The organism is Chloroflexus sp., assembly GCF_034434295.1.
Lineage (GTDB): Bacteria > Chloroflexota > Chloroflexia > Chloroflexales > Chloroflexaceae > Chloroflexus.
On the sequence record NZ_DAOTZQ010000025.1, the window covers coordinates 16,427 to 38,172 of the forward strand.

The 21,746-nt window shown below is 53.9% G+C and carries 21 protein-coding genes; 15 read left to right on the forward strand and 6 right to left on the reverse strand.

Annotated elements, in window-relative coordinates; translation table 11 throughout:
- Positions 1-44 precede the first annotated feature (44 nt).
- Complete coding sequence (locus VAE57_RS04110; RefSeq protein ID WP_322820631.1) at positions 45-1,406, reverse strand: TrpB-like pyridoxal phosphate-dependent enzyme; 1,362 nt, start codon at positions 1,404-1,406, stop codon at positions 45-47.
- A 619-nt stretch (positions 1,407-2,025) separates the two neighbouring features.
- On the opposite strand from VAE57_RS04110, the gene VAE57_RS04115 reads away from it, so the two are divergent.
- Both VAE57_RS04115 and VAE57_RS04120 read left to right on the forward strand, forming a co-directional pair.
- Positions 2,026-2,448: a YbjN domain-containing protein gene (locus tag VAE57_RS04115; RefSeq protein ID WP_322820632.1), complete on the forward strand. Its 423-nt coding sequence runs from the start codon at positions 2,026-2,028 to the stop codon at positions 2,446-2,448.
- A 1,014-nt stretch (positions 2,449-3,462) separates the two neighbouring features.
- Positions 3,463-4,977: a phytoene desaturase family protein gene (locus VAE57_RS04120; RefSeq protein WP_322820633.1), complete on the forward strand. Its 1,515-nt coding sequence runs from the start codon at positions 3,463-3,465 to the stop codon at positions 4,975-4,977.
- 62 nt (positions 4,978-5,039) lie between these two features.
- Here VAE57_RS04120 and VAE57_RS04125 read toward each other — a convergent pair whose 3' ends face one another.
- Entirely contained in the window at positions 5,040-5,408 is a 369-nt protein-coding gene (locus VAE57_RS04125; RefSeq protein ID WP_322820634.1) for a chemotaxis protein CheW, read from the reverse strand.
- Between the two features lie 162 nt (positions 5,409-5,570).
- Here VAE57_RS04125 and VAE57_RS04130 point away from each other — a divergent pair, with 162 nt between their 5' ends.
- Both VAE57_RS04130 and VAE57_RS04135 read left to right on the forward strand, forming a co-directional pair.
- The gene (locus VAE57_RS04130; RefSeq protein WP_322820635.1) at positions 5,571-6,377 is read left to right on the forward strand and encodes a DUF429 domain-containing protein; all 807 of its coding nucleotides are present in this window, start codon (positions 5,571-5,573) and stop codon (positions 6,375-6,377) included.
- A gap of 3 nt (positions 6,378-6,380) precedes the next feature.
- Positions 6,381-7,652: an MgtC/SapB family protein gene (locus VAE57_RS04135; RefSeq protein ID WP_322820636.1), complete on the forward strand. Its 1,272-nt coding sequence runs from the start codon at positions 6,381-6,383 to the stop codon at positions 7,650-7,652.
- Positions 7,653-7,680: 28 nt separating this feature from the next.
- Here the strand turns inward: VAE57_RS04135 and VAE57_RS18760 are convergent, their stop codons facing one another.
- Entirely contained in the window at positions 7,681-7,968 is a 288-nt protein-coding gene (locus VAE57_RS18760; RefSeq protein WP_416208428.1) for a methyltransferase family protein, read from the reverse strand.
- A gap of 202 nt (positions 7,969-8,170) precedes the next feature.
- Here VAE57_RS18760 and ruvA point away from each other — a divergent pair, with 202 nt between their 5' ends.
- Positions 8,171-8,758 (forward strand): Holliday junction branch migration protein RuvA, encoded by a 588-nt coding sequence (gene ruvA, locus VAE57_RS04145; RefSeq protein ID WP_322820638.1) that lies wholly within the window; start codon positions 8,171-8,173, stop codon positions 8,756-8,758.
- Between the two features lie 98 nt (positions 8,759-8,856).
- Here ruvA and xpt read toward each other — a convergent pair whose 3' ends face one another.
- On the reverse strand, positions 8,857-9,492 hold the full coding sequence (gene xpt, locus VAE57_RS04150; RefSeq protein ID WP_322820639.1) for a xanthine phosphoribosyltransferase: 636 nt from the start codon (positions 9,490-9,492) through the stop codon (positions 8,857-8,859).
- Between the two features lie 356 nt (positions 9,493-9,848).
- A complete protein-coding gene (locus tag VAE57_RS04155) occupies positions 9,849-10,427 on the reverse strand; it encodes a bifunctional nuclease family protein (protein ID WP_322820679.1) in 579 nt (192 codons plus the stop codon).
- 164 nt (positions 10,428-10,591) lie between these two features.
- Here VAE57_RS04155 and VAE57_RS04160 point away from each other — a divergent pair, with 164 nt between their 5' ends.
- The 7 genes from VAE57_RS04160 (at position 10,592) to VAE57_RS04190 (ending at position 16,393) form a co-directional block, all read left to right on the forward strand.
- Positions 10,592-11,995 carry a peptidoglycan DD-metalloendopeptidase family protein gene (locus VAE57_RS04160; protein WP_322820640.1) on the forward strand — a complete coding sequence of 468 codons (1,404 nt, stop codon included), beginning with the start codon at positions 10,592-10,594 and terminating at the stop codon, positions 11,993-11,995.
- Positions 11,996-12,060: 65 nt separating this feature from the next.
- Complete coding sequence (locus VAE57_RS04165; RefSeq protein WP_322820641.1) at positions 12,061-12,858, forward strand: ParA family protein; 798 nt, start codon at positions 12,061-12,063, stop codon at positions 12,856-12,858.
- A complete protein-coding gene (locus tag VAE57_RS04170; RefSeq protein ID WP_322820642.1) occupies positions 12,855-13,961 on the forward strand; it encodes a ParB/RepB/Spo0J family partition protein in 1,107 nt (368 codons plus the stop codon). The genes VAE57_RS04165 and VAE57_RS04170 overlap by 4 nt, the downstream gene beginning before the upstream one ends.
- A gap of 10 nt (positions 13,962-13,971) precedes the next feature.
- Positions 13,972-14,883, forward strand: coding sequence for a carbohydrate kinase family protein (locus VAE57_RS04175; RefSeq protein ID WP_322820643.1), 912 nt, complete (start codon positions 13,972-13,974; stop codon positions 14,881-14,883).
- A 41-nt stretch (positions 14,884-14,924) separates the two neighbouring features.
- Positions 14,925-15,563 (forward strand): CDP-alcohol phosphatidyltransferase family protein, encoded by a 639-nt coding sequence (locus tag VAE57_RS04180; RefSeq protein WP_322820644.1) that lies wholly within the window; start codon positions 14,925-14,927, stop codon positions 15,561-15,563.
- A 20-nt stretch (positions 15,564-15,583) separates the two neighbouring features.
- Positions 15,584-15,874 (forward strand): Asp-tRNA(Asn)/Glu-tRNA(Gln) amidotransferase subunit GatC, encoded by a 291-nt coding sequence (gene gatC, locus VAE57_RS04185; protein WP_322820645.1) that lies wholly within the window; start codon positions 15,584-15,586, stop codon positions 15,872-15,874.
- A gap of 78 nt (positions 15,875-15,952) precedes the next feature.
- Positions 15,953-16,393 (forward strand): hypothetical protein, encoded by a 441-nt coding sequence (locus VAE57_RS04190; RefSeq protein WP_012257311.1) that lies wholly within the window; start codon positions 15,953-15,955, stop codon positions 16,391-16,393.
- Between the two features lie 138 nt (positions 16,394-16,531).
- Here the strand turns inward: VAE57_RS04190 and asnS are convergent, their stop codons facing one another.
- Positions 16,532-17,854 carry an asparagine--tRNA ligase gene (asnS, locus tag VAE57_RS04195; protein WP_322820646.1) on the reverse strand — a complete coding sequence of 441 codons (1,323 nt, stop codon included), beginning with the start codon at positions 17,852-17,854 and terminating at the stop codon, positions 16,532-16,534.
- Between the two features lie 717 nt (positions 17,855-18,571).
- On the opposite strand from asnS, the gene VAE57_RS04200 reads away from it, so the two are divergent.
- From VAE57_RS04200 to VAE57_RS04210, 3 genes are all read left to right on the forward strand, one after another.
- Entirely contained in the window at positions 18,572-19,741 is a 1,170-nt protein-coding gene (locus VAE57_RS04200; protein ID WP_322820647.1) for a M20/M25/M40 family metallo-hydrolase, read from the forward strand.
- Between the two features lie 22 nt (positions 19,742-19,763).
- The gene (locus VAE57_RS04205; RefSeq protein WP_322820648.1) at positions 19,764-20,816 is read left to right on the forward strand and encodes a sortase; all 1,053 of its coding nucleotides are present in this window, start codon (positions 19,764-19,766) and stop codon (positions 20,814-20,816) included.
- A 409-nt stretch (positions 20,817-21,225) separates the two neighbouring features.
- The gene (locus VAE57_RS04210; protein ID WP_322820649.1) at positions 21,226-21,717 is read left to right on the forward strand and encodes a hypothetical protein; all 492 of its coding nucleotides are present in this window, start codon (positions 21,226-21,228) and stop codon (positions 21,715-21,717) included.
- Positions 21,718-21,746 lie beyond the last annotated feature (29 nt).

Below are 21,746 nucleotides of genomic sequence, written 5' to 3' on the forward strand. Positions count from 1 at the left end.
TGCTACCGCGAGGCGCACGGTCGTGCACCTCGCGGCTGGACAGGCTATGCCCCGACTGAAGGCAAACCGGCTAATGCCATTGCCACCTCGGCGTCGGAATACTCGTAATCGCGCAACTGCCCCGCCTGATAATCCATGTAGGCCTGCAAATCGAAATGGCCGTGGCCGCAGAGATTGAAGAGAATGACCTCGCTCTTACCCTCCTCCTTGCAGCGGAGTGCCTCGCGGATCACACCGGCAATTGCGTGGTTTGCTTCAGGGGCAGGCAAGATGCCCTCGGTCCGGGCAAACTGCACGCCGGCAGCAAAGGTTTCAAGCTGCTGGATCGCAATTGCTTCAATTGCCCCAATTTCAAGCAAATGACTAACCAACGGTGCCATGCCGTGATAACGCAGGCCACCGGCGTGAATACCGGGCGGCACAAAGCTGCTACCAAGGGTATGCATCTTGACCAGCGGTGTTAGATGAGCAGTATCACCGTAGTCGTAGGCATACTTCCCTTTGGTCAGCGACGGACAGGCTGCCGGTTCAACGGCAACCACGCGCAACGGACGCTCACCGCGCAGCTTTGCCCCGATAAAGGGGAAAGCGATACCGGCAAAGTTTGATCCACCTCCGGTACAGCCAACCACCACATCGGGATAATCACCGGCCATCTCCATCTGGATCATTGCCTCCTGCCCGATCACCGTCTGATGGAGCAGCACGTGGTTGAGCACACTACCCAACGCATAGCGCGTATCATCACGCTGGGCAGCAACTTCTACTGCCTCAGAAATCGCAATACCAAGACTTCCGGTGCTGTCGGGGTCTTGAGCCAGAATAGCCCGTCCGGCAGCCGTCTCGGTGCTGGGGCTTGCCACCACCCGTGCGCCGTATGTTTCCATCAGCGCCCGGCGATACGGCTTCTGATTGTAGCTTACCTTCACCATAAAGACTTCGACTTCAAGCCCGAAGAGCGCACCGGCGAAGGCAAGGGAAGAACCCCACTGACCGGCACCAGTTTCGGTAACCAGGCGGCGGACTCCTTCTTGCTTGTTGTAATATGCCTGGGCCACAGCGGTATTCGGTTTGTGGCTACCGGCGGGGCTAACCCCTTCGTACTTGTAGTAGATGCGAGCCGGCGTATCGAGGGCTTTCTCTAACCGGCGCGCACGGAAGAGCGGTGTTGGCCGCCACTGTCGATAGATGGCCCGTACCTCATCGGGAATCGGGATAGCACGCTCGGTACTCACCTCTTGCTTAATCAGCTCCATCGGAAAGAGTGGCGCCAGATCGGCAGGGCCAATGGGTTGCCCCGTCGCTGGATGCAATGGCGGCGGCGGCAGCGATGGCAAATCGGCAGCGATGTTGTACCAGGTCTCCGGCAGGCGATCTTCACTGAGTACATACTTGACCGTTTCCACAGACACCTCTCCTTGCTGCAACAGACGAATAAAAAATCTCTCGACCGAACTGGTCGAGAGACGGGAAAAACCGCGGTGCCACTCTCGTTCGCCGCCGCTCACGCAAGCGACGCACTCTACAGGTGCTGTCGGCAAGGCCGCTTCACACCTAGCGCCCTGATAACGGTGGCGTCTCCGGCTGCGACTACTGCGGGACAAACCCGGTTCGCCGTGCGACTCACAGGCCCATTCACGAGCGCCGAACGTGCCGATCTCGCACCATCATCGGCTCGCTGGATTGTCGCCACACTCGCTACTCTTCCTGGTCAACGTCGGTTATTCTTTTACGTGGCCGTAGTATACCATTCACGTTCGAGAGTGTCAATGCCGGTGCTACCTGTTGTCCTGCCATCGTGCTGACACACAATAGGACTGGACATTTGTCAGCATTGACAGTTATAGTCAAAAACAAGTCAGATTGCTATAATAGAAAGCAACAGTATGCCCGCAACCATACTCCTGTCTGAGTTGCTCAAGAGCGAAGTGCCAGAACATTGGTCCAGGTCCTCTGCAATTCATCAGGCTGGCGACGGATAATGCTGTCGTGAACTGTGTTCTAGTGCAGAGAAAGGATCATCTTATGACTGGCGCCCAGCCTGAAGAGCTTGTCTATCCGGCACACGTCAACCGAGAGTGGTTATTCCAGCTTTACAACGACGCCTACTTTGACGTTGAACTAGACAGTGATGGTGATGTTTGTCTCCGTCAGGGTTTCCGGGTTTGGGTCTTCTCAATCCGTGAGGGCGAGCAGATTCGCTTTATGTCTCAGTTTCGCGCCAACCCTGAACGTGATCTGGCTGACCGACTCTTGTACGTCAATCGTATCAACGACGAGTTGCACATTGTACGAAGTTATGTTGATCGCAGTGGCGACATTGGCTTCGACGGCTATCTCGTTGTATCTGGTGGCGTGACACGCCGGAATATCATCTTTGCTACCCGTACATTCATCGACCACGTGCGTGCGGCTCTGGCAAAGGACGAAACCGACGTGATTGCCTGATCAGGCGATCATCCTCTCATCACCGTACCACACAGCTCCAGACGGATCGGCCCTTCGGAGGCTATGAACCGGCTCCGAACCTGAGTTTGCCACATCTTCTATATCTGTATATGCATAATGAGAAGGGAGGATGCCATTCATGCTCCCTTCTCGCAATTCATGATCGTGGAAAACGTAAACGCCTTGCATTTCACGATATTCATGCCCAATGCGATACCTGCATGAATCGCAAACGGCCACCCACACATTGGTGGCCGGAGAGAGGGGGATGGGGGGCGGTGTGTAGATTAGGAGATTTTTGCCCGGCGACGACCACCGCAAATCGGATCGCCTGACGCACAGTATCGTAGCTTGCACAGATTAGCTCTGGATTAACCAGGCATTAGATATGTGTTAACGTCCAACGAACCAACGATCAGCATTCATGTTATCCACAAAATCCACCATTTATCCACAATCTCCTCAACATGTGAGGAGTTATTCGCCGATAACCCTGTGCATTCCTGGAACAACAGGGTGAAGGCATCGGGGTGGAAGTTATCATCATTGACAAGCCAGACAAATGTGGCGTGAATGCACGTTGCCCCATCTCGTTACAACAAAAGACGAAGAAGTTTATAGCACAGTACCTATCTCATAAGACAGATCAGGAGGGCTGTTTTCAACAACCTCTCTCCTGGGTCTTCAATGGTGAGATGGAAGATCAACTACCCCGATCAGAGCACCATCTGCAGAGAAGGACATTTTTCAGGGACTGATGCAGTGGCAGGACACGATAGGATGAACTACCTCCCCCAGAGCCACCGTTATCAGGAGTTGTGGAAATCTGGTGGATGAGGTGAATAAACCGCTCCACGGCTACTCCCCACCGATACGTGACGTTGTTGCTACGAAGCATCCTGGCATATTCGCATCAGCGTCAGAAACAGACCATAGAGGGCGTGACCGGCGATCAAAAGCGGTGTATACTCAAACAGGAGTACATGTTTTCATCATCACATAGAGGAGCAGGGAGTGTCACCACGAATTGTTATTGTCGGCGCCGGACCTGGAGGGATGGCTACCGCCATTCGATTAGCCGGCCAGGGCTATCAGGTTGAAATCTTTGAAGCAGTTGATCGTCCGGGTGGACGCATGCGCGGCTTCTCACTCGGTGATTACCATTTCGACACGGGACCAACGATCTTGCAAGTGCCACGGGTCTACGACGAGTTATTTAACAGTGCCGGATTACGCTTCAGCGATTATGTCACCCTCATCCGTCTCGATCCAAATACCCGCATTCGCTTCTGGGATGGTGAATATCTTGATTTGACCTCAAACATCGCGGCCTTCAAAGCACAGTTGGCCCGCTTTGATCCAGCGCTACCGGCAGAATTTGAGCGCTGGTATATCGAGCATATCCGTAAGAATGTGGTTGGTTATGAACCATACCTGGGCACACCGGTGCGTAGTCCACTTGGCTACTTGAAACCACGCGAAATTGCGGCTGCGCTGGCCTTCCGCCCCTGGGAGAGTTTATACGACCACTTCAAGCGCTTCTTCCGCGACGAACGGGTCGTCTACGCGCTATCATACCAGGCTAAATATCTGGGCATGCACCCAACCGCGTGTTCCAGCGTGTTCAGCCTGGTAACCTTTCTCGAATTTGCCGACGGCATCTGGCACCCGCGTGGCGGCTTCCGTGCCCTGGCCGCCGGCTTGGCGAAAGCAGCAACCGACCTGGGTGTTGTTATTCACTACAACCGTCCGGTGAAGCAAGTGCTGGTAGAAGAGGGACGGGCCTGCGGCGTTGAGCTGGTTAGTGGCGAGCGGATAAAGGCTGATGCAGTAGTCGTGAATGCCGATTTTGGTCACGCGCTCACCCATATTATTCCGCCCCACGCACGCGGCACATACACTGACCAGAAGCTCAACACGATGGAGTTCTCATGTTCGACCTTTATGCTCTACCTGGGCGTTAACCGGCGTTGGGATCATCTGCCACACCATCAACTCTACCTGTCGGCCAACATTCGGCGCAACGATCCCTTGTGGGCGAAGAGTGCTGTTTTGGACGAAGATGATCCATCATTCTACGTATGCAACCCGACCATTGTTGATCCAACCAACGCACCGCCCGGACACAGCACCCTCTTTGTCCTGGTACCAGTTCCCAACCTGCGCTATCCGGTCGATTGGGCAGCGGTCGAGCAGCGATATCGAGACCTGATCATCCGGCAGATGGCTAAACTCGGCTTTGAAGATGTTGAACGCCATATTGTCGTTGAACGACGGTACACTGCGGAGACGTGGCGTGACGAGCACCACACCTATCTGGGTGCAGTCTTCAATCTGATTCACAGTTGGAGTCAGCTCGGCCCATTTCGTCCGCATATCCGCCACAATGGCGCACGCAACCTCTACTGGATCGGTGGGGCTGTCCATCCGGGTAGTGGCTTGATGACCATTCTGGAAGCTGCGAAGAGCGCAGTACATTTTATCGGTGAAGACCTACCGATTCACCAAACAACCGCGGTTGCCCATTAGGCTGCCAGGCATCAGCATAGGCGTTGCCACCGGGGCAACGCCCGGCACTCATCTTCAAAACCTCAATCGCGGGCACTGCCGTGGGCCAGCGCAAACAGCTCATCGACATCAAGCAGTAACGCAGGCTGCGGCAGATCACGGATCACACCGCATGAAATACCGTCGATGTGATCTACCGGTGCCAGACCGTCGGCACCCACCCGATGGATACTCATCACCTCATCAACCAGTAGACCGATTTCTGGCGGCTGATCAATATCTGAAGCAGCCAGCAGAATGTAGCTACCGAGATCGTAGCCAGGTGGTTCACCGAGTAGCGAACGGCCATCGATAACCGGTACTGTCGTACCGTGAACTGAGATCACACCACAAACGATTGCCGAGACATCGCTGGCAGGCGTTAGTTCAGCGAAACGGGCGGTATGAACCACTGTCTACATTGGCAGTGCCACAAACCGGCTACCAATCCGGCAAACGATGGTCATTGCCGTTGAGGTGGGATTTATTGTATCCATATCGACCTCCCTGTCGTAGATTTGGCTATACTGTACTCTAAATCACCGGCTACCGGCGTTATAATCAGGCAACCAGCAATGAATGTTCCACCGACAACCATCTATCTCGGCCTGGACCTGGCGTGGTCAGAGCGCAATCCCAGTGGCCTGGCGGCAGCCCGTGGCACTCCGAGTGGTGCACATCTGACGGTTTATCCATACCGTTTGCCGACAACCGCAGAGATTGTGGCGACAATTCGCACTATCTGTGGCGATGCGCCGGCCATCCTGGCCATTGACGCTCCACTCCTCGTACCAAATGAGACCGGTCGGCGTCTGGCTGAAGCCGAGTTAGCGGCAGCGTTTCGTCAGTATCACGCCGGGCCACACCCGGCAAACCGACAGTTGTTGCGACGTTATGGCGGTTTACGTGGTGAGGAAATCATCGCTGCACTGGCCAGCGATGGGTTCTGCTACACACCGACGATTGAGAACGGTGTTGAAGGGCGATTGATTGTTGAAGTCTTTCCACACCCGGCAACCATTGTTCTGTTCGGGTTGCCCCGGATTCTGCAATACAAAGCGCGCCAGGGCCGTTCATTAGTCAGTCGGCGACACGAGCTGCGGCGTTATCTCGACCTGCTGGGCAGTCTGATCCACGCCGATCCACCACTAATTGGAGTTGACCGCATCTGGGAGAACATTGATCTGAGTGATTCAAGTGCAACGGCACTCAAAGCTATCGAAGACGAGGCCGATGCCGTACTGTGTGCCTACATTGCGCTCTATGGTCATCGTTGGGGAACAGCGCGATGTCGCAGCTTTGGCACAGTTGACGGTGGGGCAATTTTTACTCCATACTGGTACGAACAAGAGACTTCAGGAGCGCCGATCAATCAGGGATAGGCTATGTTCGACAGTAGAACCACAACCGACCTCTTCTATCAATTTGGCCTGGCCTTACTCATCGGTGCATTGATCGGCTTACAACGCGAGCATGCCTACACCGGTGTTGGCGAGTTATTTGCCGGCGTGCGCACGTATGCCATCGTTGGTCTCATCGGTTGTGCGGGAGGGTTAGCAGGCATTACACTACAGGCACCGATCATCTTTGCGGCTCTGATAGTCATTGTAGGAGGACTATTAATTGCCGCGTATGTCGTAGGCAGTGGTCAGGAAGGACTGGGACTGACCAGTGAGATGGCGCTCATTACGACTCTCCTGTGCGGTGGCCTGATTGCCTGGGGGTACGGAACACTAGCCATGGCTGTAGGGGTAGCAACTGCGGGTTTACTGGCATTGAAAACTCGTCTACACGATTTCGCGCATCGGCTCAGCACCCAAGACATGCAGGCGGCCCTGACACTAGCGGCAATCAGCGCGATCATCTTGCCGATCCTGCCCAACTCGTCAACAGCGCCGGCGCCATTCGATGTCATCAATCCCCAGAAGATATGGTTTCTGGTTGTCCTCATTTCAACCTTCAACTTCAGCGGCTATGCGCTACATAAGATGATAGGGACAACCCGCGGTATTGCATTAACCGGCATCATCGGCGGAATCGTCTCATCAACAGCAGTAACCCTGAGTAATACGCAGCGCAGTCACAGTGAACCAGCATTAAGTCGGGCGTATGCGCTGGCCATTCTTCTGGCGTGGAGTATTATGTTTATGCGAGTGGCGATACTAACCAGTGCGATTGCCCCAAATGTCCTTACCTTGCTATGGCCAATCATTGCCATCGGTGGCAGTGCTTGCCTGATTGGGAGTCTCTGGTTGATAAAACAGGCGCAGGGTAACGATTCGGTCAGTCTGACGTTGAGCAATCCGCTGGAGCTACGGTCGGCTATCGGTTTCAGCTTACTGTACGCCGCCATCCTGATCGGTGCAAACCTGGCGCGAACCTGGTTTGGTGATGCCGGGATTTATCTCTCCAGCATCTTTGGCGGGTTAGTTGATGTGGATGCAATTACCCTCTCTCTCAGCGAGCTGGCAACAGTTAGAGATGGAATTGACGTACAGACTGCGGCGCGGGCTATCGGCACTGCCGTCCTGACCAATACCCTGGTGAAAGGCGGCATTGTCATTGGCGGTGGTTCAAGCCTCTTGCGACAGGCCATAGCGCCCATTTTCACATTAATGACCTGTGCCATGCTGGTCGGACTGCTCTGGCCATGGTAAGATCGCATATCGCTGATGACGACCACCATCACCAAATCCATGGAAACAGTCGCCAGGTGCGTTGTTGATACAGCTGGTAGTCAGCAAACCGAGACTGGAGTAACTGCTCTTCATACGTTAGCTTAGTGATAAGGACAATCAATAGCCCAACCCACAATCCCCAGCGCCACCATACAGGTAATGCCAGTACCCAGCCCAGGGTGGCAAGGAGCAGGCTGGTGTACATTGGATGACGAATGAGGCGATAGGGGCCGGAACGTACCAGTTCAGTTTGGGGTAAAGGATCAGGGAAGACCGAGAGTCGGCGAAGACTCATCGTGAACAATGCCCACAGGCCTAAAGCCAAACCGGCGGTCAGCAAGCACAGTGGGAGTAGAGAGGTTGGAACAAGCGGACCGCTCAGTACAATGACACCCAAACACCCAAACTGAGCAAGCACCAGGCTTATTGAGTAGAATGGCGAACGCATCTTCACCCGAATTCTCTCCTTGCGCAATCGTATGTAAGGACTATCTATTATGATCGCATCAATTCGCGGCATCATTCAGAGCATCGGTATCGACCACCTGATCGTTGAAACCGGTGGGGTCGGCCTTCTCATCTACGCTCCGCGTTCTACTTTGAATGCTGTTGGTCAGATCGGCAATGAAACATTTCTCTACACCCTGCTGATTGTACGCGAAGACGCGCTGACATTATACGGTTTTAGCGATCCAGCTCAACGCAACCTGTTCGAGCAATTGATTGGTGTCAGCGGAGTAGGACCCAAAATCGCTTTAAACCTGCTATCGAGCGGCTCTCCTGACGAGATACAAAAGAGTATTGCCGGTGGCGATATAGCACGCCTGGCACGAGTGCCCGGAATAGGCAAGAAGACTGCCGAACGGATTGTCCTGGAACTCCGAGGAAAGATTGATCTGCGCCAGCCAGCCGGCATAACTCCAGGCAACGTGAGTACTCTCGACCGTGAGCTAACCGATATCCTGATCAGTCTGGGGTACAGCGCCACCGAAGCGGCCGCAGCAATTGCGTCCCTACCGGGAGATGCCCCACCAACCCTGGAAGAGCGCTTACGACTAGCACTACGCTATTTTGGTAGTGCCTGAACAGAAGCAAGACTAACCGTGCGAACCTTTTCTGTGTCAGGGTAAGCCACTATCTCTATCACTCGCCCACGGGACTACGGGTTTCCGATAGGAATCGCCTAACCATCTGATTGTCCCTGTTCAGATGCTGTCCAGCGATAAATAAGAGGCCGGCCATCAACAAAGCGCGTAATCTGAGCCAGAGAGATGATAGGAACACCCAGCCTTTGCAGCAACGACCGACCTTCTTGAAACTGCTTTTCAACCACAAATGCCGCAGCAACCACAGTAGCTCCAGCCTCGTGCGCCATATCGGCCAAAGCCAGTGCAGTACGACCATTAGCCAAGAAATCATCGACAATCGCCACACGACTTCCTGGAGGAATAAAGCGGGCTGAAATTGCCAGTTGGACCTGACGGTCACGGGTTGGGGAATGGATGTGGCGAGTCAATGCCGGCACCGGAACATCAGGATCATACTTTTTCGCATACACGAGAGGTAATCGAGCGGCAAGGGCTGTGGCCAACGCTGGTGGAATACCACTCGCTTCTGCGGTCAGAATTAACTCAGCGGCAAATGGTTGTAAGCGAGTTGCCAGTTCAACGCCAATAGCAGACATTAGGTCTGTATCAATCCGATGGTTGAGGAAGTGATCGATCTTGAGGATACGATCATTAACGACAACACCCTCCCGGATGATACGTTGAGCAAGAGGAGGAAAGGGTTCGCACAAAGAGCGTTCAACCAGTTGCATAGGACATATCCACATCACTATAAACAGATAACTCCCTTAATATCAAAATAATAAAGCACAAGAAGAAAATCGTCATGATCGTAGGCTTGTGGAAAGTGTGGACAGCAGTCTTTCCAGCTTATTCTAATGCCTCAAACTGCATGTGGACGACTTGTGAACGTCTATCCACAAAAGGAGCGCTCAAAACAATGTACGAAGCGTCTTACGCAAATCCTCCACGAGCTATCAACGACTTGTTCCGCAGGTTATCCACAAACAGTCCAAGTTTTCCACATAATATCGCAAGTTATCCACAAGCCGGTCAAAATAACAGAGGGCGGTTTAACCGCCCTCTGTTAAACACCATCTAACAGACTTTAGGACTTCTCACCAGGCCGGTCGCGGTCATTGAGATCAAGAGTATTGATGAAATTGCGGAAGATAGAGAGGGAATCTTCATTTAGCTCAGGTTCAGGCTCGGAGGATGCTTCAGACTCAGGCTCCTCATTCCGCGATACCGGCGTCGGAGGAACACCATCATCAGACTGCTCTTCCTCATCAAAGAGTACCCCTGCCTGATCCAGCACATGAGCAGCAACAAAGATAGGAGCCTGCACTCGCTCTGCAAGGGCGATAGCATCACTGGGTCGCGCATCAAGCTCAACCGTTCGCCCAGCCTGATCGATCAGGATACGGGCAAAGAACGTATTATCGCGAATATCGCTGATATAGATTTGACGGACAAGTCCATCTAACTCGCTGATGGCAGCCTTGAGCAGGTCGTGGGTCATCGGTCGTTGCGGTTCGTGACCCTGAATGGCCATCGCGATGGCATCGGCTTCAAACTGGCCGATCCAGATGGGCAGGTAGCGATTCCCTTCGGTTTCGCGGAGAACGACGACCCGGCTCTGCGTCAACAGGCTGACACGGATACTATCGACAACGACTCGTATCATTAGCCGGCCTTTCATGGAACGCCCATCACCGGAAGCCAAAGCGACGCCGGACTGGGCAGCGGAAAATTCTACGCTTATATCTTATCATGCGATGAAAGATGCCGTCAAGATTGACAAAGCGGTCTACTACGTGTATCCTCTACCAGAAAGGTGAGAGTAGAAGCATGCACGTAGTCTTACATCGTCCTCCATGGTTAGAGCGATGGCTGCGCAGCAAGCGACGGCTGGCTGCGGCGCGGCGGACTGTTCGCCAGGTGCGTGACGGCTATCGGGTTGCTGATCGCCCCGCTGTCGGAAGAGCGACGAAGTCGGGATCGTTGCGCTGGCAGCTCCGTTTTTCCCGGCAGTTAGCTCACATCCTGCTGTTAGCGGGAGTAATTTGTATTTTGATCGTTGATCGAACGCTTCCTCTTCAATCGCTGACCAATCCCCGTGAAGAGTCTGAGGCGGTAGTGACGCCATGGGCGCCTGTCGTGCCGGCAGAGCAGATAGTACGAATCGCGCCAGCGGTACGTCATACACCCTCAAAGACAGTCGAGCCAGAACCAATTGCGCCGGCGCTACGGGCGCCACAGCCAGTATTGACCGCTTTTCAAACAACACACATGCTGGCTGAGAACGAAACGCTGGCAGAGGTAGCCGAACGCTATCAGATTCCTCTTAGTACCTTAGTGTGGACAAACCAACTGGATCGTGGCGATGCGCTGCGGGTTGGGCAACCGTTACGTATACCACGCCTGGCTGGGGTAACACATAGGGTTGCTGAAGGGGAGACACTCGCAGGGCTGGCCGAGCGCTACGGTGTGGCACCGGAAGCTATAGCCACTTTTGCGCCGAATCGGTTGCCTGGTGGTCAATTGGTCATAGGTCGCGAAATATTTATTCCCGGCGGTCAATTGCCGTGGTCAAATGAACAGGAGGTTGCGTTTGCCCAGCGTCGTGCCGAGCCAGTGGGGATTGTACTGGTAGATGAAACAAATGTTCGATCTGGCCCAAGCACCGATCATCCACGGCAGGCGCAGTTGGCAGCCGGTCGGCAAGTGGCTTTGCGAGGGCGATACAATGATTGGGTGAAGATTGCAATCGGCGATATTACCGGCTGGATTCGGAGTGATTTGTTAGAGGTTGATCCGGCGCAAGTCGCAGCACTTCCGGAAGTCCGCGATTTTCCGCCTCCTCCACCGCGCTGGGTCTGGCCTGCACGAGGGGTGTTGACCTCTGGTTTTGGGCCGCGTTGGGGTGGATTTCATAATGGGATAGATATTGCCAATCGTGCCTGGACGCCGATTGTCGCTGCTAGTAGTGGGCGGGTACGTGAGGCAGGATGGTGTAGTGGTTACGGGTATTGCGTCAAGATTCGGCATCCTGGCGGTATTGAAACGATCTACGGTCATCTCATTGCCCAGCCAGTTGTGCGGGTAGGACAGGAAGTGAGTGCCGGACAACTAATTGGCTATATGGGAAGTACCTATGATCGCGCTGGGGGCGGCTATTCAACCGGCGTTCATCTACACTTCACCATTCTCGTCAATGGACGTGCGGTTAATCCATTGCGTTATCTCCCTTGATGTTGTTTTGTGCCTGCCTGTGGTACAATAGCGCTCAGAGTGGCTGCTTGAGGCAGGTGTTTCACGTGAAACAACATCCAATCCATTCACAACCACATATCATCGCGATTGCCAACCAGAAAGGTGGGGTTGGCAAAACGACTACCGCAGTTAATCTCGCCGGTGAACTCGCCCGGCGTGGGTTGCGTGTTCTGCTCGTTGATATTGACCCTCAGGGGAATGCCACAACCAGCCTTGGGATTGTGAAGACTTCGCTAACGGTGACAACCTACGATCTCCTGCTCGGTGGCGCACCACCCGAAACGATTCCTCGTTCAAGTGGCCGGGAAAGGCTCAACATCATTCCTGCCGATCAAGAACTGGCAGGTGCCGCTATTGAGCTGGTCGACGTAGAACGTCGCGAGTGGCGACTTCGTGATGGCCTGGTGCCACTTTTGCAGCGCTACGACTGGATCATTATCGATTGTCCGCCATCACTTGGGTTACTCACTGTGAACGCGCTCTGCGCTGCCAGTGCCGTTCTGATCCCGCTCCAGTGTGAATATCTGGCTCTGGAAGGATTGGCACAGCTCAAGATGACCCTGGAACGAGTTCGGGAGAGTCTGAACCCTACCTTGCGCATCCTTGGTGTAGTAATGACGATGTACGATGGTCGTACCAATCTGGCGCAGCAAGTGGTCGATGAGGTGCAACGCTACTTTCCCCGCCTCATCTGTCGTACCCTGATCCCGCGCAGTGTACGGCTCAGTGAAGCCCCCAGCCATGGACGTATCGCCTACGAATATGATCCCCATGGTCGTGGTGCACAAGCCTATTCCCTGCTAACCGAAGAATTGATCGGACGGGAGGAACGAGTCGTATGAGCCGGAAGCGTGGACTGGGAAGTGGACTCGATGCTCTCATTCCTGCCGCATCACTTGATCAGACACCGGTGCGGGAATTGCCGGTCTCGGCAATTAAGGCTAACCGTGCCCAACCCCGTACTTCCTTTGATGAGACCACTCTCGCTGAATTGGTGGCTTCAATTCAGACCCATGGCGTGCTCCAACCGATCATCGTGAGTGAAGACCAGCAGGGAGGTTATGAACTGATCGCCGGCGAGCGCAGGCTACGTGCTGCCCGTATGGCCGGTCTTGCTACCATTCCGGCAATTGTTAAAAATGCTACACCGCAACAATTTCTTGAGTTGGCGCTGGTTGAAAATGTCCAACGGGCCGATCTTAACCCCCTGGAAGAGGCCCAGGCCTACGAAACCTTGCGGCGTGAGTTTGGCTTGAGCGATGAAGAAATTGCCCGGCGCGTCGGTAAGAGTCGCGTGGCGATTGTCAATAGTCGGCGCCTGTTGCGCCTCTCTCCCATGGCTCGACAGGCGATCCTTGACGGCTCAATTAGTGCCGGACATGGTCGGGCACTGTTGCGGATCGAGGATGCAACGGATCAGCAGGCTGCGCTTGAATTAATCAAAGAGCGTGCCCTCTCTGTTCGTGAGATCGAGCATCTTTGTGAGATCGCTGCTCAACCCGGCCTGGCAGCATCTGCCCGTCATGCACTTTGCACTGGTCAGCTTGAGCCAGCGCAGGCTCTAGCCCTGCTTCAGATCGGTGACGCACTGCTTCAAAACGCCGCCTGTGAAGCGATTGTCGCTCATCACCTTGGCTTGACTGAGACAGATCGTCTCTGCAAAGCGCTCGCCGGTGGCATTGATCTGGCAACGGCTCTGGGGCAGGTGGTAGAACCACTTGGCGGGAAGATGCCTCCTGCAAGTAGGCCGACTTCATCACCAGAACGCCAACGCTTACCCGCTACTCGTTCACCAGAGGATCAGATGGCGCAACAGATGTTTGAAGAGTTGCTGCAAACGCCAGTTCAGATCGCCCGTAGCGGGCGCACGATTAAAGTAACGATTACTCTGTACGATGACGAACAGTTACAGGGTTTGTATGATCGTCTGTCCGGGAATAGCTAGTGGTAATCGTATGACAATGATCGTTGCTTTTGGAAATCCGGTATACGACGAGATTATTACACCGGTGGTGTCTACTGGGGGACGTGTTCTTTCCGGTTGTTCGACGAATGCCTGTCTGGCACTCAGCCGCTTGGGACGAACAACCGCCCTGGTTGGCCGGGTTGGGCCTGATTATGCTGATCGGTTTCAATCTGATCTGTTGCGCTATGGTGTCACACCGTTTGTCTCATTATCGGCACAAACTGGCGGCTTTAAGCTAGTCTACGATACGCACGGCGATCGGACTCTTGATGTGCTCGGTGTTGCCGATCCAATCCAGACCGTGCCTGACATCATAACCAAAGCATCAGCCGTGATTGTTGGCCCGATCTTGCAAGAGACGCCCCTTGAGTTGATTCGATCTATTCGAGATCGAACTGATGCCCCGATCTTTCTTGATCCACAGGGCCTCCTCCGGCGATTTGGTGCCGCTGGGCGGATTGAACACTTCTTGCCAGATGATTTTGCTGCTATTGCGCCGCTCTGTCACGTGATTAAGGCAAACGAAGTAGAAACAAAAGTGATTACCGGGATCGATCCGCGGGTTGATCCAGTAGCGGCAGCGCGTCGCCTGCGCGAAACTGGTTGCGCGATTGCTATTGTGACAATCGCTGAGGCAGGTTCCCATATCGATGATGGTGAACGTTCCATTCCTGTCCCGGCATATGCGACCGATGCCCGCGATCCGACCGGTGCTGGAGATACCTACATGGCCGGTTTTATTCACTCCTATCTCTCTGCACCACACGATCTCTTTCGGGCCGGTTGTACTGGTGCTGCAACGGCGTCAATCTGGATTGAACATACAGGCCCGGATGCGCCAATTTCTGTGGCGGAAGTAGCATATCGGACGATGACCCTGTTATCGCAGCAAACGTTGTAGTGGATACCTCCGTTATCTCGTAAATCAAAGGAAGAATGTCGATGATGCCATTGCTTGCCCGTTTTCGTCAGCTTTATGAACAAATCTCACTCCCTTTGGGCCATGTTTGCTCACGGCTGGGGATTCACCCAAACATATTGACGTATCTGAGTCTGCTATTTAGTGTGCTGGCCGGTTATCTTCTCTCGCAACGCGAGTTTGGGTGGGGCATTGTTGTCATCCTGCTCATGGGGTTTGCTGACGTGCTGGATGGTGCGACTGCTCGCGCAAGTGGGATGGCCAGCGAGTATGGCACAGTGCTTGATCACGTGACCGACCGCTACGCGGAAGCCTTTGTCATGGGAGGGCTGATGCTATCGGGAGTGGTTGCACCGGTTTGGACGCTGTTTGCGATCTTTGGAATGGTGATGGCAAGCTATGTCCGTGCTCGGGCTGAGGCGACCAGGAAGCTTGCTTCCTGTAATGTTGGATTTGCCGGACGACAGGAGAAGCTCGGTCTGCTTCTCATTGGGCTAATATTGATGCCGTTTTTTCCTGATCGTCCGGTGCTGGAATGGGCAGTTATTGCGGTTGGGATTGTATCTCACATTACTGCTGTACAGCGCCTGTTATACACTCGTCAGATGCTGGTTGGTTCGGCTCGCGATCCCAAACTGCGAAAGGAATCTGGGATTATCTAGTTGTAACGATAGAGGTTCCTATGTCGCTTTCTGAAGCAGAAGTTCGTCACGTGGCCCGACTCGCCCGGATTGCGTTGTCAGATGAAGAGATTGCCCTGATGCAGGCGCAACTCTCAGCGATCCTTGATTATATCGCGATGTTGCAGGAAGTTGATGTCAGCAATGTGCCACCAACTGCGCAGGTTACCGGGTTAACGACGGTCTGGCGACCTGATGTGGTAGGCGAGATGTTGACCCAGGAACAGGCGCTGGCAAATGCCCCCGATCAGCAAGATGGTATGTTTCGGGTACGGGCAGTGTTTGATGAATGAGCAGGTGCAACTTTTGCCCATTGGTGAACGTCGTACTGGCAGTAATAGTGATGTTATCCATTACGAAAGGATACGACGATGTACGGCAATTATGGTAATGGCCCACGACGTCCGTATGTTGTGATCGGCGGCTATCCGGTTAAGCCGGTGTACCTGATCATTCTGGGGGTGATTGTTTTCGGGTTGCTGGTGTATTTTCTGATGCGGTTTTTTAACATCGGCCTGACGATGCATTTTGGCGCATTTGCCGGGCTATTACTCCTGATCGCTAACCTTCGTGAATTGCTAGGATACGGGTATACTCAACGTGGAAGCACCGCGTTGCTCAATACTCTGATCGGTGGTGGCTTGCTCTTTGCCTGGCTGGCGCAGTTCTTTGTTCTCTTCTGGGTTCCGGCACTGCTTGCCGTCGGTGCAGCTACGCCGCTGGCTTTCAATCGGGCTGGTGTCTATGCAGCATACCTGACCACTGCCCAACGTGCAGTCGAGCAGGTGCGGCGGACGGTGGTACGGCAGTAACATTTCCGGTTTGATCCAGCTCTCCATCACAAGCTAAAACAGTCAGCGCGGAGGGGAACACTCTTTACTCTCCGCGCTAATTATTGTGTCTGGTGTGTCTGGCTGCTTGATGGAAGCGTCGCTACCGGTCGTATTATCTTATGGATAGATGCGATACAGTTGGCGTGGGAATGGGATAGTTTCCCGAATGTGACGAGTGCCGGTAATCCAGGCTACGACGCGCTCAATGCCCATGCCAAAGCCACTGTGTGGCACTGTCCCATAGCGGCGGAGATCGAGATACCACTCGTAGTCTTCAATGCGCAGACCATGGTCACGGATTCGTTGCTCGAGAAGGACTGGATCGTGAATGCGCTGTGAACCACCGATAATCTCGCCGTATCCCTCCGGTGCTAACAGATCGGCACACAACGCAACTTCTGGTCGTTCCGGGGCCGGTTGCATGTAGAAGGCCTTGACCGCCGATGGGAAACGTTCAACAAAGACTGGGCGATCAAACTTCGAGGCAATCAAGGTTTCGTGGGGGGCACCGAAATCTTCACCCCATGGCAATGGGTCAGCACCTTCGACTTCCCCCTGGTGCGCAGCAATCAACTCGATAGCCTCATCATAGGTAATCCGCGGAAACGGCGGTCGTACCTGTTCGAGCAGGGTCGTGTCACGCTCCAGTGTCTGCAAATCGTCTCGTCGCCGCTCCAACACGCGGGCCACAATTGCGCTGACAAATTCCTCTTGAAGACGCATGTTATCTTCATGATCGGCGAAGGCTACTTCCGGCTCGATCATCCAGAATTCGGTTAAATGCCGGCGGGTCTTGCTCTTCTCGGCGCGGAAGGTTGGACCAAAGCAGTAAACCTTTCCAAAAGCCATCATGCCGGCTTCAACGTAGAGCTGACCGGTCTGAGCCAGATACGCCTTTCCCAGGTCGAAATAGTCGGTTGCGAACAGATTTGTGGTGCCTTCAGCAGCAGTCGCAGTCAGAATCGGGGTGTCGAAGCGCACAAACCCCTGCTCGTTCAACCACTCCTGGGCAGCGGCAATGACCTCGGCTCGAATCCGCAGGATGGCGTGCTGTTTCGCCGAACGTACCCACAGGTGGCGGTGTGCCATCAGAAATTCAATCCCATGCTCTTTGGGAGTGATTGGATATTCGTGGCTAGGGCCAATGAGTTCAATTGCCTCAACGTCAAGCTCGTAACCACCCGGCGCTCGCTCGTCGGCTCGCACACTGCCGGTGATACGGCAAGAACTCTCTTGGGTGAGTGATTGCGCAGTAGCAAAGGTCTCTTCACCGACATTTTTCTTAAATGTGACACATTGAATAGTGCCACTACCGTCGCGCAAGAGAATAAAGATCAGTTTACCTTTCTCGGTCTTGTGGTAGACCCAGCCGGCCAGAGTAACGCGCTGACCAACGTAACGGGCAATGGTTGCAACGGTTGCAGTTGGCAACAGCGACATAGACGCTCCTTATCGCTATCTGTCTTGTCTTTCTACAGCGTCAGTATGCCACGATCTGGCATAGCTGGCAAATTGGTCGGTAGGTGTTCGCTCAGGCCATAATTGCCGGTGGCGAATGTGATTAGATACCTTTGACCGATAGTTTGCTGGGTCAAATCCGGTCAGTGAAGCGTGGCTGGTGCTGATGGTATGATACGTTCAGCTTCGGGTAAAACTGACAGGGTGGTATCGCTTGTCGAACACCTTTGCGGGTGTTGGCATTCTGTGCTATATTGTCAGTCCAGAAATCAGCAGTGCAAAGCGGTGTAACAGCGACCAGTGTAGCAAATACTACACCCAGCCTGTGGCCGATTCGGGATAACAACATAGTGCGAGAGCGCGTTACAGTGATGTATTCTGCTGTACGTTAATATGCAACGACGCAGATAGAGCTTGTTGACTGATCAATTCAGACCGTTATCGATTGAAAAAATGTACTGCTTTGCTGAATAAAACAACCATATCACCTTTTGTCTGTATTGCAGCCTCTGATTGTGGTTAGCGTGTTGAGTCGTTGCAAGTGTCAGGTTCTTCACGTAAAGCGATTTACCGGCATGCTGCGTAGAATGCGATGGAAATATATCGTAGACGAATTGTGTTTGCTACAAAAACATCCCGTATCAACCAAAAGGTGATCTGTATCTGGCGTGTACTGTCGAACAACAGAAGGATCAGGTGATGAAAGCTGTCGTTCAGCAATGGTATACTCACCCCGCTGTGCGGGCTGCTTTGACTGATCTTGCCGACTATCGGCCAACACTGGCCACGGCAATCGAAATTCAACAGGTTCCAGCACCAACGTTTGCTGAACGACCACGCTCATTGCTTGTCAGTCAGCGTATGCAAGCACTCGGTCTGCACGATGTCGAGATTGATGACCTGGGAAACGTGTATGGCCGCCGTCCGGGTAGTACCGCACGTCCAGGACTGTTGATCTCGGCTCACCTCGATACCGTTTTTCCAGCCGATACCGATCTCTCGATCCGTTATGAAGGTGAACGAGTATATGGCCCCGGTATCGGTGACAATAGCGCAGGTGTTGCCGGCTTGTTGCGCCTGGCTGAGATGTATCAGCGCTTTGATCTGCCCAATACCAGCGACATCTGGTTCGTGGCCAATGTTGGTGAAGAAGGTCTGGGCGATCTCCGCGGTATGCGCAGGGTGGTTGAGCGCTTGCGAACCCGTTTGAGTACGGTGGTCGTGATTGAAGGTTGCGATTTTGGGTCGCTCCACCATCAGGCGATTGGTGTACGCCGGTTTCGGATTGAAGCTACCGGCCCTGGTGGTCACTCGTGGGGAAATTTTGGTACACCGAGCGCCATTCACGTTCTCGTTCGGCTGGCTGCCCGCTTAACCGAATTGCAGGTGCCATCGGCTCCCCGTACTACGTTTAACATCGGTACCATCAGTGGTGGCACGTCGGTGAATACTATTGCCCAGCACGCCAGCATGCTCCTCGATTTACGCTCGGTATCGTCGGCAGCGCTCACCGATCTGGTCAATGAAGTGTACCGTCTGGTCGAAGAAGTTGCACTGGAGTACCCGGACGTACACATTCAGCTTACGAAAGTGGGAGATCGGCCTTCAGGAGCTATCCCCCGTGAACATCCGCTGGTGCAGGCCGCAGTCGCAGCCTATCAAATGGTCGGTGCGCAGATTTCATTTCAGCAGAGCAGCACTGATGCCAATATTCCATTGAGTCTGGGGATGCCTGCGGTTTGTGTTGGTTTGACTGATGGTGGCAATGCTCATCGTACCGATGAGTATATTTTGCCGTTTAACCTCAGTCGGGGTATGCAGGCGTTACTTCTGCTTTCGCTGGCAGCAAATACCCTTGAAACGATGTGAAGCGGATACGGATTCAATACATATGCGCAAACTGCTTGTCGTTCTACTGATGGTGTTGATCCTCTCACCCGTGCCGGTTATCGCGAATACTGCTGCCGGCACACCGATCTTGTTTCGTGAAACTGGCCATACGCTGGCGTATGCGTTTCGTGAGTTCTATGATCGACAGGGAGGATTGCCGATTTTTGGGTATCCCCTCACTGAGGTATTCATCGAAGATGGCCGCCCTGTGCAATACTTCGAGCGGGCCAGGTTTGAATGGCACGCTGATTTAGCGCTGGTGCAGGTTGGGCATCTCGGTCGTTGGGCGGCGGCGACGCTGGCGACACATCCGGCATTTACGCCACTTTCTACCCCACCACCCAATGCCGATTTCTTTCCTGAGACCGGCCATAGTCTGAGTGGTGCGTTCCGCTCGTTCTGGTGGGCGAATGGTGGCTTACCGACGTTTGGCTTTCCGCTTTCAGAGCCGTTTGAGTATACCGACTACGACGGCCAGCCTCGTCTGGTGCAGTTCTTTGAGCGTGCCCGTTTCGAGTGGCATCCACAGAATCCTCCCCGCTATCAGGTCTTGCTCGGTCATTTAGGACGCGAATGGCTGGCTGCCAATTCGGCACCGGACTGGGCTATGCAGGCGGTGGATACCCCTGATGCTGCCTGGTCTGCGGTACGCCCTACCCGTGTGCAGGTGCCACGGATCGGGGTCGACACGGCTGTCGTGAGCGCTGGCTTTTCCTTTGGGTTCTGGGATGTGCCGCGCTATACGGCTGTGCATTACTGGCCAATCAGCGGCTATCCCGGTACGACCGGTAATATTGTGATTGCCGGTCATGTTGGCTACCGGGGAATCATCTTCAATCAATTGCCCGCGATCACAGTTGGTGATGAGGTTCTGCTGACCGTCAATGGACAAATCAGGCGCTATATTGTCCGTGAAGTGCTCACGGTGCTTCCTGATGAGACGTGGGTTTTGGCACCGACCAGCCGCGAAACGCTAACTCTGATCACCTGTGTACCAATCGGCGTCTATTCACACCGCCTGATCGTTCGGGCTGCACCGGTTGCCGATTCGTGAGATAAGATAACCCAAGTGGCTATCTTTGTCACCACAGAGGCACGGAGGACACAGAGGATGGGTATAATCTGAGTTGCTACCTTGAGGCGTGCGTGAAGTAGCGCGTCTATAAGAACTGGCTGCTACCCACATCGTTCATGCAAGTACGCCGCAGGTGTTACGCGCAACGTCGTGCTACTCATCCTGGCAGCCGGCCTCCGTGGTCTGCTCATAGCATAGGTAGTAACTTGGGTTAAGATAGAACGGTGACCTTCTCGCTATCCATAGTGGCAAACGACTTTTCTGACAACGTACAATACGATCATCCCCCGGTGGGAGAGACTGAACGTGAGATGAAAGCTGTAGAACAGACGGACTGCGATCTTTGATATGGCTAGAAAGGAGGAGCGGGCGTCTACTGGTGTCTGAAATGGCCAGTTCTCGCCCGCGAATTCATATGGAAGAGCGTCGTCGTGGCTCAGGCTGGTTCGGCTGGGTTATATTTCTCCTGTTTGTGCTGGCCCCGTCATTTCTACCGCCTCTGGCTCGCTGGCTCAGTCGTCAGACGGGTATACCGATTGGCACAACAGAACTCTTTATTGCGATTATTGTTCTTATCATCGTTTTCTCGATTGGGAGTAGTATCGTTGGTGCGCTGCGGCGGACGGCTGAGGATCGTGACTCGTTACCGATACCGCGATCCGACGATACCTTTCGTCCGCCCCCCTCGTCCCCAGAAGAGGTATTTCGTGTTCCGCCACCGCCACCTGAACCACCGCGCATGCCGCCTTCTGCAACCCGGCTTCCAGGTGCGCCACGCTTCGAGCCGATTATCGATCCGCGCATTCTCCTCTTTGGGATTCTGGGCTTGATTGTGATTGGTTTTGTCTTCGGTGTGCTGTTTTTGGTGCTCAATCCGTAGGCGATGATTGACCAGCGTATTCGCACCTC

What these genes read in the sequence shown, in the direction of transcription:
- VAE57_RS04115 (WP_322820632.1), top strand. Translation starts at nt 2,026, where the DNA reads ATGACTGGCGCCCAGCCTGAAGAGCTTGTCTATCCGGCACACGTCAAC.
- VAE57_RS04130 (WP_322820635.1), top strand. Translation starts at nt 5,571, where the DNA reads ATGAATGTTCCACCGACAACCATCTATCTCGGCCTGGACCTGGCGTGG.
- VAE57_RS04135 (WP_322820636.1), top strand. Translation starts at nt 6,381, where the DNA reads ATGTTCGACAGTAGAACCACAACCGACCTCTTCTATCAATTTGGCCTG.
- VAE57_RS18760 (WP_416208428.1), bottom strand. Translation starts at nt 7,968, where the DNA reads ATGAGTCTTCGCCGACTCTCGGTCTTCCCTGATCCTTTACCCCAAACT.
- ruvA (WP_322820638.1), top strand. Translation starts at nt 8,171, where the DNA reads ATGATCGCATCAATTCGCGGCATCATTCAGAGCATCGGTATCGACCAC.
- xpt (WP_322820639.1), bottom strand. Translation starts at nt 9,492, where the DNA reads ATGCAACTGGTTGAACGCTCTTTGTGCGAACCCTTTCCTCCTCTTGCT.
- VAE57_RS04155 (WP_322820679.1), bottom strand. Translation starts at nt 10,427, where the DNA reads ATGATACGAGTCGTTGTCGATAGTATCCGTGTCAGCCTGTTGACGCAG.
- VAE57_RS04160 (WP_322820640.1), top strand. Translation starts at nt 10,592, where the DNA reads ATGCACGTAGTCTTACATCGTCCTCCATGGTTAGAGCGATGGCTGCGC.
- VAE57_RS04170 (WP_322820642.1), top strand. Translation starts at nt 12,855, where the DNA reads ATGAGCCGGAAGCGTGGACTGGGAAGTGGACTCGATGCTCTCATTCCT.
- VAE57_RS04175 (WP_322820643.1), top strand. Translation starts at nt 13,972, where the DNA reads ATGACAATGATCGTTGCTTTTGGAAATCCGGTATACGACGAGATTATT.
- VAE57_RS04180 (WP_322820644.1), top strand. Translation starts at nt 14,925, where the DNA reads ATGATGCCATTGCTTGCCCGTTTTCGTCAGCTTTATGAACAAATCTCA.
- gatC (WP_322820645.1), top strand. Translation starts at nt 15,584, where the DNA reads ATGTCGCTTTCTGAAGCAGAAGTTCGTCACGTGGCCCGACTCGCCCGG.
- VAE57_RS04190 (WP_012257311.1), top strand. Translation starts at nt 15,953, where the DNA reads ATGTACGGCAATTATGGTAATGGCCCACGACGTCCGTATGTTGTGATC.
- asnS (WP_322820646.1), bottom strand. Translation starts at nt 17,854, where the DNA reads ATGTCGCTGTTGCCAACTGCAACCGTTGCAACCATTGCCCGTTACGTT.
- VAE57_RS04200 (WP_322820647.1), top strand. Translation starts at nt 18,572, where the DNA reads ATGAAAGCTGTCGTTCAGCAATGGTATACTCACCCCGCTGTGCGGGCT.
- VAE57_RS04205 (WP_322820648.1), top strand. Translation starts at nt 19,764, where the DNA reads ATGCGCAAACTGCTTGTCGTTCTACTGATGGTGTTGATCCTCTCACCC.
- VAE57_RS04210 (WP_322820649.1), top strand. Translation starts at nt 21,226, where the DNA reads ATGGCCAGTTCTCGCCCGCGAATTCATATGGAAGAGCGTCGTCGTGGC.